Raw genomic sequence first — 11,892 nt, 5'->3', positions numbered from 1 at the left:
CACACGACCGAGGCCCGCACCCGATCACTCGGGGTGCGGGCCTCAGCCGTACGACGGGAGCTCCCGGTCAGCCGTTCTTCGCGGCCTTCTTCTCGTCCGCGTCCTGGATGACCGCCTCGGCCACCTGCTGCATCGACATCCGGCGGTCCATCGACGTCTTCTGGATCCAGCGGAACGCCGCCGGCTCCGTCAGGCCGTACTCCGTCTGCAGCACCGACTTCGCCCGGTCCACCAGCTTGCGCGTCTCCAGGCGCTGGGTGAGATCCTCGATCTCCTTCTCCAGCGCCTTCAGCTCCGTGAACCGCGAGACGGCCATCTCGATCGCCGGGACCACGTCGCTCTTGCTGAACGGCTTCACCAGGTACGCCATCGCGCCGGCGTCCCTCGCCCGCTCGACCAGGTCGCGCTGCGAGAACGCGGTCAGCATCAGCACCGGGGCGATGGACTCCTCCGCAATCTTCTCGGCCGCGGAGATGCCGTCCAGCTTCGGCATCTTCACGTCGAGGATGACCAGGTCGGGCCGGTGCTCCCGCGCCAGCTCGACGGCCTCCTCGCCGTCCCCGGCCTCCCCCACGACCGAGTACCCCTCTTCCTCGAGCATCTCCTTGAGGTCGAGACGGATCAGCGCCTCGTCCTCGGCGATGACGACACGGGTCGTCAGCGGAGGCACGTGCGACTTGTCGTCGTCGGGCGCGTCTACGGGCTGGGGCGACTCGGGGGTGGTCACGGTTGCTCCTTGTTCCAGGGCAGGCAAGTACTGCTCCCAAGAGCGTACCTAGCTACGGTATGGTGGTCAGGCGGCGGGTCGAGGTAAACCTTCGATTCACCGGGCCCCGGTAGCCCAATTGGCAGCAGGCAATGGATTCAAAACCCATACAGTGTCGGTTCGAGTCCGACTCGGGGCACTTTTCCTTGGTTTGCAAGGTCACCAAAATAAAGCGGATGTTCCCGTTCTCGTGAACATCCGCTTTTTGCTGTGTGCGGAGACGATCAGCTCCGCACAGTGGCCACATGTACGACATGAGCACACGCGAGCGGGCGCTCGCCCTGGTCGGCCAGGGCCGCAGCCTGAACTCCGTCAGTAAAGAGACCGGCGTCTCGCGAGCGTTCTTACGCTCATGGCAAACCCGTATCGAGCCGCTCAAGCGCGCCGGTGAACCATGTCCCCGGTGCCAGGGTGCGCCGGGCCCACCCGGGGATCCGGCGGCGTACGCGTATCTCCTCGGCCTCTATCTCGGCGACGGCTGCATCAACGCGCACCGCCGAGGCGTGTACGTCCTGCGCATCATGTGCGACAACGCCTGGCCGGGTCTCATCGACGCCTGCGAAGCAGGCATTCGCTCCGCGCGTCCGGACAACAGCGTGTCCCGTGTGAAGAAGGACGGCTGCGTCGCGGTCACCGCCGCCAGCAAGCACTGGCCCTGTTTCTTCCCCCAGCACGGTCCGGGCAAGAAGCACGAGCGCACCATCGCTCTGGAGCCCTGGCAACAGGAGATCGTTCACACCCGCTCGTGGGACTTCATCCGTGGGCTCGTCCACTCCGACGGGTGCCGGATCACCAACTGGACCACCCGTCTCGTCAAGGGCGAGCGCAAGCTCTACGAATATCCCCGGTATTTCTTCACCAATACGTCGAGTGACATCAGTCGGCTTTTCACCGACGCCCTCGACAGGGTCGGCGTGGAATGGAGACAGGCGAACCGGCGCAACATCTCCATCGCCCGTAAAGCCTCCGTCGCCCTCATGGACGTCCACGTCGGGGCCAAGTACTGAACCCCCGCGCCTACTTCGGGCTGTCGTCCTCTCCGATGTGGTGGACCCGGACCAGGTTCGTCGAGCCGGAGACCCCGGGCGGGGAGCCGGCCGTGATGACCACGACGTCGCCCTTTCGGCAGTGGCCGTGCGCCAGGAGCAGTTCGTCGACCTGGTCGACCATCGCGTCCGTGGAGTCGACGTGCGGGCCGAGCAGGGTCTCGACGCCCCAGGTCAGGTTGAGCTGGGCGCGGGTCGCCTCGTCCGGGGTGAAGGCCAGGAGCGGGATGGGTGAGCGGTAGCGGGAGAGGCGGCGGACCGTGTCGCCGCTCTGCGTGAAGGCGACCAGGAACTTCGCGCCGAGGAAGTCGCCCATCTCGGCGGCGGCGCGGGCGACGGCGCCGCCCTGGGTGCGGGGCTTGTTCTGTTCGGTGAGGGGCGGGAGGCCCTTCGCCAGGACGTCCTCCTCGGCGGCCTCGACGATGCGGGCCATCGTGCGGACCGTCTCGACGGGGTATTTGCCGACGCTGGTCTCGCCGGAGAGCATCACGGCGTCCGTGCCGTCGATCACCGCGTTGGCGACGTCCGAGGCCTCGGCGCGGGTGGGGCGCGAGTTGTCGATCATGGAGTCGAGCATCTGGGTGGCGACGATGACCGGTTTGGCGTTGCGCCGGGCCAGTGTGATCGCGCGCTTCTGGACGATCGGGACCTGTTCGAGGGGCATCTCGACGCCGAGGTCGCCGCGGGCGACCATGATGCCGTCGAAGGCGGCGACGATGCCGTCGATGGTGTCGACGGCCTGCGGTTTCTCGATCTTGGCGATGACGGGGAGGCGGCGGCCTTCTTCGTCCATGATGCGGTGGACGTCGTCGATGTCGCGTCCGCTGCGGACGAAGGAGAGGGCGATGACGTCGCATCCGGTGCGCAGGGCCCAGCGGAGGTCGGCTTCGTCCTTGCCGGAGAGGGCGGGGACGGAGACGGCGACGCCGGGGAGGTTGAGGCCCTTGTTGTCGGAGACCATGCCGCCCTCGATGACGGTGGTGCGGACGCGGGGGCCGTCGACGGAGGTGACTTCGAGGCAGACCTTGCCGTCGTCGACAAGGATGCGTTCGCCGGTGGTGACGTCGGCGGCGAGGCCGGAGTAGGTGGTGCCGCAGGTCTGGCGGTCGCCCTGGGCGCCTTCCTCGACGGTGATGGTGAAGGTGTCGCCGCGTTCGAGGAGTACGGGGCCTTCGGTGAAGCGGCCGAGCCGGATCTTCGGGCCTTGAAGGTCGGCGAGGATGCCGACGTTGCGGCCGGTTTCGTCGGCAGCCTTGCGCACACGTCGGTGGCGCTCCTCGTGCTCGGCGTAGCCGCCGTGGCTGAGGTTGAGGCGGGCCACGTCCATTCCGGCGTCGACCAGTGCCTTGATCTGGTCGTACGAGTCGGTGGCGGGTCCGAGGGTGCAGACGATTTTGGCTCGGCGCATGGTACGAGGGTAGGCCTTACCAGTGGGTAGGGAATTGGCACTGCGTGACTACTCAACGAGCTCCGGGTGAAGGGGAATTGACAAGGGTTGAACTGTGCACGGCGGCGCTCCGGTGAGCATGGCGAAGGTTTGCCGGAGGCGGCTAGAGCGCGGGTGGTGCCATGGTGAAGCGGGCGTTGACCTGTGCGTACACGTGCTGTCGTTCGGGTTCGAGGTCGAGGATCTGGGGTTCTTCGGGGGCGGCGTCGAAGCCTTTGGTGCGCAGGGAGCGGGAGTGGGGCTCCATGCCGTAGGGCTGGGCGTTCTCGGCTCCGATGTCGGCGAGTTCGACGAGGGCGGTGAGGGTGGTGCCGAGGGCCTCGGCGTATTCGCGGGCTCGCTGGACGGCTTCGCGTACGGCGTGCTGCCGGGCTTCGCGGTGGGCGGGTGAGTCGGGGCGCAGGGTCCACCAGGGGCCGTCGACGCGGGTGAGGTCGAGGTCGGCGAGGCGGGTGGTGAGTTCGCCGAGGGCGGTGAAGTCGGTGAGGTCGGCGGTGATGTGGACGCTGCCCTGGTAGGAGCGGACGCGTTCGCCGCGGCCGTGTTTGGTGAGTTCGGGGCTGAGGGAGAAGGTGCCGGTCTCGAGTTTCTCGACGGCGTCCGTGTAGGTCCTCAGGAGGTCGAGGGCGGTGGTGTTGCGGCGGGTGAGGTCGGCGAGGGTCTCGCGGCGGTCGGTGCCGCGGGCCTGGACGGTGATGCCGATGCGGGCGATCTCGGGGTCGACCTCGAGGTGTGCTTCGCCGCGGACGGCGAGCCGGGGGGTGTCGGGGGTGCCGTAGGGGGTGGGGGTCATGTCCCCCACTCTTGCACCGGGGGCGTCCGGGGTCAGTGGGGTGGGGGCGCCGGTGTCCGGAGGTCATCAGATCGAAACCTGCGGGGGGTGTCGCCGTATGGCGTGATCGGGTCAGAATCTACGCGCGTCCGTTGACATCTACGCGCGTCGTCGACCGTTCCTCCGAGGAGAAGCCCGCCATGCCGTTGAACCGCCGGAAGTTCCTGAAGAAGTCCGCCGTGACCGGGGCGGGGGTCGCCCTGGCCGGTACGGCCGCGGCGCCGGGTGCGCAGGCCGCGGTGGCGACGGGGCACGGGAAGCCGAAGCCGAAGCGGTACTCGCTGACGGTGCTGGGCACGACGGACCTGCACGGCCATGTCTTCAACTGGGACTATTTCAAGGACGCGGAGTACCAGGACGCGGCGGGCAACGCGCAGGGTCTGGCGCGTATCTCGACGCTGGTGAACGCGGTGCGCGAGGAGAAGGGCCGCGAGAACACGCTGCTGCTGGACGCGGGTGACACGATCCAGGGCACGCCGCTGACGTACTACTACGCGAAGGTCGATCCGATCACCGCCAAGGGCGGTCCCGTGCACCCGATGGCGCAGGCGATGAACGCGATCGGGTACGACGCGGTGGCGCTGGGCAACCACGAGTTCAACTACGGGATCGAGACGCTGCGGAAGTTCGAGCAGCAGTGCCGTTTTCCGCTGCTGGGCGCCAACGCGCTGGACGCGAAGACGCTGAAGCCGGCTTTCCCGCCGTACTTCATCAAGAAGTTCCACGTGAAGGGTGCTCCGCCGGTCAAGGTGGCGGTGCTGGGTCTGACGAACCCGGGGATCGCGATCTGGGACAAGGCGTACGTGCAGGGCAAGCTGGTCTTCCCGGGTCTTGAGGAGCAGGCGGCGAAGTGGGTGCCGAAGCTGCGGTCGATGGGCGCGGACGTGGTGGTCGTGTCGGCGCACTCGGGTTCGTCGGGTACGTCGTCGTACGGTGACCAGTTGCCGTACGTGGAGAATTCGGCGGCGCTGGTGGCGCAGCAGGTGCCGGGGATCGACGCGATCCTGGTCGGGCACGCGCATGTGGAGATTCCCGAGCTGAAGGTGACGAACGCGAGGACGGGGCGGACGGTCGTCCTGTCGGAGCCGCTGGCGTACGCGGAGCGGCTGTCGCTGTTCGACTTCGAGCTGGTCTTCGAGAAGGGCCGGTGGACGGTCGAGTCGGTGGCGGCGTCGGTCCGCAACTCGAACTCGGTGGCGGACGACCCGAAGATCACGAAGTTGTTGAAGGACGAGCACGCCGTGGTCGTGGCGTACGTCAACCAGGTGGTCGGTACGGCGACGCAGACGCTGACGACGGTGGACGCGCGCTACAAGGACGCGCCGATCATCGACCTGATCAACAAGGTGCAGGAGGACGTGGTCAGGGCGGCGCTGGCGGGTACGGAGTACGCGTCGCTGCCGGTGCTGTCGCAGGCGTCACCGTTCTCGCGGACGTCGGAGATCCCGGCGGGGGACGTGACGATCCGGGATCTGTCGGGTCTGTACGTGTACGACAACACGCTGGTCGCGAAGTTGATGACGGGTGCGCAGGTGCGGGCGTACCTGGAGTTCTCGGCGGAGTACTTCGTGCGGACGGCGGCCGGTGCGGTGGTCGACGTGGAGAAGCTGACGAACGCGGGCAACCGGCCGGACTACAACTACGACTACGTGTCGGGGGTCTCGTACGACATCGACATCGCGCAGCCGGCGGGGTCGCGGATCAAGAACCTCTCCTACGACGGTGCGGCGCTGGACGACGCGCGGCAGTTCGTGTTCGCGGTGAACAACTACCGGGCGAACGGTGGGGGTGCCTTCCCGCACGTGGCGTCGGCGAAGGAGCTGTGGGCGGAGTCGACGGAGATCCGTACGCGGATCGCGGAGTGGGTGACGGCGAAGGGTTCGCTGGACCCGGCGCAGTTCGCGTCGGTGGACTGGAAGCTGACGCGTGAGGGCACGCCTGTCTTCTAGTCGTGTGCGTGCGGGGGTGTGGGGTCACCGGTGGCCGGCTGATGTTCAGTCGGCCACCAGTGGTGTGAGGGACCTCGGTCGTCTGGCGGACGGGATGCGGGGCTGGGGGGCGAGTCCGAAGGTGGTGAAGGCGGTGCGGCCGGGCAGGGGGTAGGGGTCCTTGCCGGTCAGGGAGTTGAGGATGTTCGCGCTGCGCCAGGCGGTGAGGCCGAGGTCGGGGGCGCCGACGCCGTGGGTGTGGCTCTCGGCGTTCTGGACGTGGACGGCGCCGGCGACGGCGGGGTCGAGGACGAGGCGGTGCTGTGCGTCGATCCGGGGGCGGCCGGAGGCGTCGCGGCGCAGGTAGGGGTCGAGGCCGGCGAGGATGCGGTCGAGGGGGCGTTCGCGGTAGCCGGTGGCGAGGACGACGGCGTCGGTGGTGAGCCGGGACCTGCTGCCCTGTTCGACGTGTTCGAGGTGCAGTTCGATCCTGGTGGTGGCGATGCGCCCCGCGGTGCGGACGAGGACGCCGGGGGTGAGGACGGTGTCGGGCCAGCCGCCGTGGAGGGTGCGGCGGTAGAGCTCGTCGTGGATGGCGGTGATGGTGTCGCCGTCGATGCCCTTGTGGAGCTGCCACTGGGCGGGGACGAGCCGGTCGCGTACGGACTCGGGCAGGGCGTGGAAGTAGTGCGTGTAGTCGGGGGTGAAGTGTTCGAGGCCGAGTTTGGAGTACTCCATGGGGGCGAAGGCCTCGGTGCGGGCGAGCCAGTGGATCTTCTCCCGGCCCACGGGGCGGTTCTTGAGGAGGTCGAGGTAGACCTCGGCGCCGGACTGTCCTGAGCCGATGACGGTGATGTGCTCGGCGCTCAGGAGCCGTTCGCGGTGCTGGAGGTAGTCGGCGGCGTGCAGGACGGGCACGCCGGGGGCCTCGACGAGGGGTCTGAGCGGTTCGGGGATGTGGGGGGCGGTGCCGATGCCGAGGGCGATGTTCCTGGTGTGGGTGCGGCCGAGGGCTTCCGCTTCGCCGTCGCTGTCGAGCTGGGTGAAGTCGACTTCGAACACGTCGCGTTCGTGGTTCCAGCGGACGGCGTCGACCTGGTGGCCGAAGTGGAGTCCGGGGAGGCTGTCGCTGACCCAGCGGCAGTAGGCGGCGTACTCGGCGCGGTGGATGTGGAAGCGCTCGGCGAAGTAGAAGGGGAAGAGGCGTTCGCGGGTCTTGAGGTAGTTGAGGAAGGTCCAGGGGCTGGCGGGGTCGGCGAGGGTCACCAGGTCGGCGAGGAAGGGGACCTGGAGGGTGGTGCCCTCGATGAGGAGGCCGGGGTGCCAGTCGAAGGCGGGGCGCTGTTCGTAGAAGACGGTGTCGAGTTCGGTGAGGGGGTGGGCGAGGGCGGCGAGGGAGAGGTTGCTGGGGCCGATGCCGATGCCGACGAGGTCGCGGGGTGCTTCGGGTTCGCGGCGGGCGGGGGGTGCGGCGGGGGTGGGGGGTGGCGTCGGCCTCATCGTGCGGTGTGTCCTTCCACGGTTGCGAGTTCCACGAGGTGCAGGAGTGCGGCGAGGTCGCCGGGTCCGGTGTGCGGGTCGAGCAGGGTGGCTTTGAGCCAGAGGCGGCCGTCGGGGCGGGCGCGGCCGAGGACGGCGCGGCCTTCGGTGAGGAGGGTGCGGCGGACGGCGGCGACCGTGTCGTCGGTGGCGCCGGTGGGCCGGAACAGGACGGTGCTGATGGTGGGGTGGTCGTAGAGGTCGAGGTGCGGGTGGTGGTCGATGAGTTCGGCGAGTTCGGCCGCGCGGGCGCAGACCTGGTCGACGAGTGCGCCGAGTCCTCGGCGGCCGAGGGCCTTGAGGGTGACGGCGATCTTGAGGATGTCGGGGCGGCGGCTGGTGCGCAGGGAGCGGCCGAGGAGGTCGGGCAGGCCGGCTTCGGTGTCGTCGTCGGCGTTGAGGTAGTCGGCGTGGTGGCCGAGTGCGGTGAGATCGTCGCGGTCGCGGACGGCGAGGATGCCTGCGGCTACCGGCTGCCAGCCGAGTTTGTGCAGGTCGAGGGTGACGGTGTGGGCGCGGGCGAGGCCGTCGAGGCGGGGGCGGTGGCGGTCGCTGAGGAGGAGGCCTCCGCCGTAGGCGGCGTCGATGTGCAGGCGCGCGCCGTGGAGTTCGCAGAGGTCGGCGATCTCGGGGAGCGGGTCGATGAGGCCCGCGTCGGTGGTGCCGGCGGTGGCTGCGACGAGGAGGCTGCCGGGTGGGCCGGTGAGGGCGGTGAGGGCCTGGTCCAGGGCGGCGATGTCCATGGTGCCGGCGGGGGCGGGCACGGTGACCGGTTCGGGGAGGCCCAGGAGCCAGGTGGCGCGGTGCAGGGAGTGATGGGCGCCCTCGGCCTGGACGAGTTGGACGTGGCCGTGCTTCTCGCGGGCGAGGAGGAGGGCGAGCTGGTTGGACTCGGTGCCGCCGGTGGTGACGAGGGCGTCGGGGGTGACCGGGGCCTGGGCGGCCGGGGCCCGGAGGGCCGGGGTGGTGTCGCCGTCGGGGGGATAGACCTCGTGGGCGAGGGCCCGGGTGACGAGGGCTTCCAGTTCGGATGCGGCGGGGGCCTGGTCCCAGGAGTCGAGGGACGGGTTGAGGACGGAGGCGGCGAGGTCCGCCGCGGCGGCGACGGCCAGGGGCGGGCAGTGGAGGTGGGCCGTGCACAGGGGGTGGGCGGGGTCCGCGGCGCCCGCGGCGAGGGCGTGCACGAGGGTGTGCAGGGCGTGTTCGTCGCCGTCGTCCGGGAGGGGGTCGCCGAGGGCTTCGCGGAGGCGGGCGGCGACTTCCGCGGGGCCGCCGGCGGGGAGGGGGCCGCCCCGGGCGGCCGCGCCTGCGCCGAGCGCGTCGAGCACGGTGTCGAGCAGCGGTCGCAGGGTGTCCTGGCCGTGGGGGCCTGAGGCGAGCGGGCTCATTCTGTTCTCCGGCGGGGCGCTGCGCTGCGGGGTGTGGGGCACGGGCATGGGGCGTGGGCATGACGCCTGGGCGTAGGCGTGGTTTCAGGTTGTCGCGTTTCGCGCGCCGCGCCGGGGGGTTCACCGATCTGCACCCGAAAGAGGTACGTGGTGTTTGGCAAAGGCGTTGCGGGTCGGACGCCGGGTGCGGGCCGGTGGGGGTCGATCGCGCGGTTCCCCGCGCCCCTGAAGGCAGGGATGCGCCCGTGCCCGCGCACGCCAAAGCCCCGCTCCCCGTGGTGGGGGCGGGGCTCGGGGCGTTGTCCGACTAGCGCGTGCGGACCCGCAGGGCGCGGGCCAGGTCGTCGAGTTGGTCGGTCAGTTTGCGGCGGAGGGCGGGGGTCGGGTCGCGGTCGGCGAGGCAGCGTTCGCCCAGGGACAGGGTCTCCTGGGTGATGGCGTACGAGGGGAACGCCCAGCGGCCGGCGGCCTCGGCGATGGCGGGGCCCCGGCGGGCGGCGAGGGCGACGGCGTCCTCGAAGTAGCGCGGCACGTAGTCGCGTACCAGATCGGCCTGTTCGGGCTGCCAGAAGCCGCGGGCGGTGGCCGTGAAGAGGTAGTTGGACAGGTCGTCGCCGGTGAACATCGCCTCCCAGGCGGCCTGCTTGGCGGCCGGGTCGGGCAGCGCGGCGCGGCAGCGGGCGGCGCCCTCCTGGCCGGTGGCGCTGGGGTCCTGGACGAGTTCGGCCTCGATGACGGCGTCGTCGACGGCGCCGAGGACGGCGAGCCGGCCGAGGATACGCCAGCGCAGTTCGGGGTCGAGTTCGGGTCCGCCGGGGACGGTGCCCTCGGAGATCCAGGCGCTGATGATGTCGGGCCGGGCGGCGACGTCGATGAGGTGGCGTACGGCGACGAGGCGCAGCCCGGGGTTGTCGCCGTCCTCGGTGCGGCGGATCAGGTCGCGGCACAGGGAGGTGAGGGTGGCGAGGGCGGTGGGCCGCTCGTGCGCGGGCAGGTACCGGTCGGCGACCTGGGTGGCGGCGAAGGTGAGGACGCCCTGGACGACGGCGAGGTCGGTCTCCTCGGGGAGGTGGGCCCGGGCGGTCTCCAGGTAGGTGGCGGGGGCGAGGTCGCCGTCGCGGACCATGTCGCGCAGGGTGTTCCACAGGACGGCACGGGTGAGGGCGTCGGGGATGCCGGAGATGCCGCGCAGGGCGGTTTCCCCGGACACGTCGTCGAGGCGGATCTTGGCGTAGGTGAGGTCGAGGTCGTTGGGGACGACGAGGGCGGGCCGGGTGCCGGGGCGGGGCCGGGCGGACGTGGACGGGTTCTGCGGGAGGTCCGTCTCGTACCGTTCGCGCAGGACGAGCGCGCGGCCGTCGTTCAGGTCGCGGTCGTAGACGCCGATGGTGACGCGGTGGGGGCGGCTGCCCTCCCGGTCGACGGTGAGGGCCCATTGGCCCGGTTCGGCGGTGACGGTCGCGGTGAGGGTGTCGACGCCGGTGGTGCGCAGCCAGGCGTCGGCCCAGGCGTGGACGTCGCGTTCGGTGCCGGCGGCGAGGGACTCGATGAAGTCGGCGAGGGTGGCGTTGCCGAATTTGTGGCGGGCGAAGTGGGTGTTGATGCCGATGAGGAAGTCCTTCTCGCCGAGCCAGGCGACGAGTTGGCGCAGGGCCGAGGCGCCCTTGGCGTAGGAGATGCCGTCGAAGTTGAGGAGGGCGGAGGCGGTGTCGGGGACGGCCTCGGGGTCGGGGGCGACGGGGTGGGTGGAGGGTCGCTGGTCGGCGTCGTAGCCCCAGGCCTTGCGGACGATGCCGAAGTCGGTCCAGGTGTCGGTGAAGCGGGTGGCCTCGGTGAGGGTCTGGTAGCCCATGTACTCGGCGAAGGACTCGTTCAGCCAGATGTCGTCCCACCAGCGCAGGGTGACGAGGTCGCCGAACCACATGTGGGCCATCTCGTGGGCGATGACCATGGCGCGGGTCTGGCGTTCGGTGTCGGTGACGGCGGAGCGGTAGACGAACTCGTCGCGGAAGGTGACGAGGCCGGGGTTCTCCATGGCGCCGGCGTTGAATTCGGGTACGAACGCCTGGTCGTAGGAGTCGAAGGGGTAGGGCTCCTCGAACTTCTCGTGGTAGCGGTCGAAGCAGGCGCGGGTGATGTCGAGGATCTCGTCGGCGTCGGCGTCCAGATGAGGGGCCAGGGAGCGGCGGCAGTGGATGCCGAAGGGCAGGCCGCGGTGTTCGGTGCGCACGGAGTGCCAGGGTCCGGCGGCGACGGCGACGAGGTAGGTGGAGATCGGCGGGGTGGGTGCGGCCTGCCACGTTCCGTCGCCGTCGTGGGCGGTGACGGTGTTGGTGAGGACGGTCCAGTTGTCGGGTGCCGTCACGGAGAGTTCGAAGACGGACTTGAGGTCGGGCTGGTCGAAGGCGGCGAAGACGCGCTGCACGTCGTCCATGAACAGCTGCGTGTAGAGGTAGGTCTCGCCGTCGGTGGGATCGGTGAAGCGGTGCATGCCCTCGCCGGTGCGGGAGTAGCGCATGGCGGCGTCGACGCGCAGTTCGTGGGGGCCCGCGGCGAGACCGGTGAGGGGCAGCCGGTTCTCGTGGAGCGTCGCCGGGTCGAGGGGGTGTCCGTCGAGGGTGGCGGAGCGCAGCTCGGCGGGCTTGAGCTCGACGAAGGTGTCCCCGCCGGCGAGGTCCCCGCGTACCGTGAAGGCGATGGTGGTGAGGGAGTCGAAGGTGTCGTCGCCGCGCGTCAGGTCGAGTTCGATCCGGTAGCGGTGGACGTCGAGGAGTGTGGCACGGGTCTGCGCTTCGTCGCGCGTCAGTACGGACATGGGTGCCATGCTGCCTGATGGGCGGAGCCCGGCACAGGGGCGGCCCGGTCCGCCGGCCGCGCGCCCCCGGCCCCGTACGCCCCCGGCGGGACGACGGGAACGACCACTGGGGCGACCGGGGGGATGTGGGG

General features: G+C 70.2%; 8 protein-coding genes and 1 tRNA gene. 3 read left to right on the top strand and 6 right to left on the bottom strand.

The window, feature by feature from the left end; all coding sequences use genetic code 11:
* Positions 1–67 precede the first annotated feature (67 nt).
* Entirely contained in the window at positions 68–727 is a 660-nt protein-coding gene (locus tag QFZ75_RS28810) for an ANTAR domain-containing response regulator (RefSeq protein ID WP_307541478.1), read from the bottom strand.
* A gap of 103 nt (positions 728–830) precedes the next feature.
* Here QFZ75_RS28810 and QFZ75_RS28805 point away from each other — a divergent pair.
* Positions 831–905 (top strand) — tRNA-Leu (locus QFZ75_RS28805).
* 106 nt (positions 906–1,011) lie between these two features.
* Positions 1,012–1,773 carry a transcriptional regulator gene (locus QFZ75_RS28800; protein WP_307541477.1) on the top strand — a complete coding sequence of 254 codons (762 nt, stop codon included), beginning with the start codon at positions 1,012–1,014 and terminating at the stop codon, positions 1,771–1,773.
* Between the two features lie 10 nt (positions 1,774–1,783).
* On the opposite strand, the gene pyk is transcribed toward QFZ75_RS28800, so the two are convergent.
* Together pyk and QFZ75_RS28790 are read right to left on the bottom strand one after the other, a co-directional pair.
* Positions 1,784–3,220: a pyruvate kinase gene (pyk, locus tag QFZ75_RS28795; protein ID WP_307541476.1), complete on the bottom strand. Its 1,437-nt coding sequence runs from the start codon at positions 3,218–3,220 to the stop codon at positions 1,784–1,786.
* 142 nt (positions 3,221–3,362) lie between these two features.
* A complete protein-coding gene (locus QFZ75_RS28790; protein ID WP_307541475.1) occupies positions 3,363–4,052 on the bottom strand; it encodes an SIMPL domain-containing protein in 690 nt (229 codons plus the stop codon).
* Positions 4,053–4,231: 179 nt separating this feature from the next.
* Here QFZ75_RS28790 and QFZ75_RS28785 point away from each other — a divergent pair, with 179 nt between their 5' ends.
* A complete protein-coding gene (locus QFZ75_RS28785) occupies positions 4,232–6,040 on the top strand; it encodes a bifunctional UDP-sugar hydrolase/5'-nucleotidase (protein WP_307544863.1) in 1,809 nt (602 codons plus the stop codon).
* 45 nt (positions 6,041–6,085) lie between these two features.
* Here the strand turns inward: QFZ75_RS28785 and QFZ75_RS28780 are convergent, their stop codons facing one another.
* The 3 genes from QFZ75_RS28780 to pepN all read right to left on the bottom strand — a co-directional run bounded on the left by QFZ75_RS28780 (position 6,086) and on the right by pepN (position 11,770).
* Entirely contained in the window at positions 6,086–7,519 is a 1,434-nt protein-coding gene (locus QFZ75_RS28780) for a lysine N(6)-hydroxylase/L-ornithine N(5)-oxygenase family protein (RefSeq protein WP_307541473.1), read from the bottom strand.
* A complete protein-coding gene (locus QFZ75_RS28775) occupies positions 7,516–8,994 on the bottom strand; it encodes an aspartate aminotransferase family protein (RefSeq protein ID WP_373465959.1) in 1,479 nt (492 codons plus the stop codon). Before QFZ75_RS28775 ends, QFZ75_RS28780 begins: the two co-directional genes overlap by 4 nt.
* Before the next feature lie 259 nt (positions 8,995–9,253).
* Positions 9,254–11,770 carry an aminopeptidase N gene (gene pepN / locus QFZ75_RS28770; RefSeq protein ID WP_307541471.1) on the bottom strand — a complete coding sequence of 839 codons (2,517 nt, stop codon included), beginning with the start codon at positions 11,768–11,770 and terminating at the stop codon, positions 9,254–9,256.
* Positions 11,771–11,892 lie beyond the last annotated feature (122 nt).

The organism is Streptomyces sp. V3I8, assembly GCF_030817535.1.
GTDB lineage: Bacteria > Actinomycetota > Actinomycetes > Streptomycetales > Streptomycetaceae > Streptomyces.
This window is presented reverse-complemented; position numbering and strand designations above follow the sequence as displayed.

Excerpts from the sequence above, each read along its gene's own strand:
- QFZ75_RS28800 (WP_307541477.1), top strand. The coding sequence starts at position 1,012 with ATGTACGACATGAGCACACGCGAGCGGGCGCTCGCCCTGGTCGGCCAG.
- pyk (WP_307541476.1), bottom strand. The coding sequence starts at position 3,220 with ATGCGCCGAGCCAAAATCGTCTGCACCCTCGGACCCGCCACCGACTCG.
- QFZ75_RS28790 (WP_307541475.1), bottom strand. The coding sequence starts at position 4,052 with ATGACCCCCACCCCCTACGGCACCCCCGACACCCCCCGGCTCGCCGTC.
- QFZ75_RS28785 (WP_307544863.1), top strand. The coding sequence starts at position 4,232 with ATGCCGTTGAACCGCCGGAAGTTCCTGAAGAAGTCCGCCGTGACCGGG.
- QFZ75_RS28780 (WP_307541473.1), bottom strand. The coding sequence starts at position 7,519 with ATGAGGCCGACGCCACCCCCCACCCCCGCCGCACCCCCCGCCCGCCGC.
- QFZ75_RS28775 (WP_373465959.1), bottom strand. The coding sequence starts at position 8,994 with ATGCCCGTGCCCCACACCCCGCAGCGCAGCGCCCCGCCGGAGAACAGA.
- pepN (WP_307541471.1), bottom strand. The coding sequence starts at position 11,770 with ATGGCACCCATGTCCGTACTGACGCGCGACGAAGCGCAGACCCGTGCC.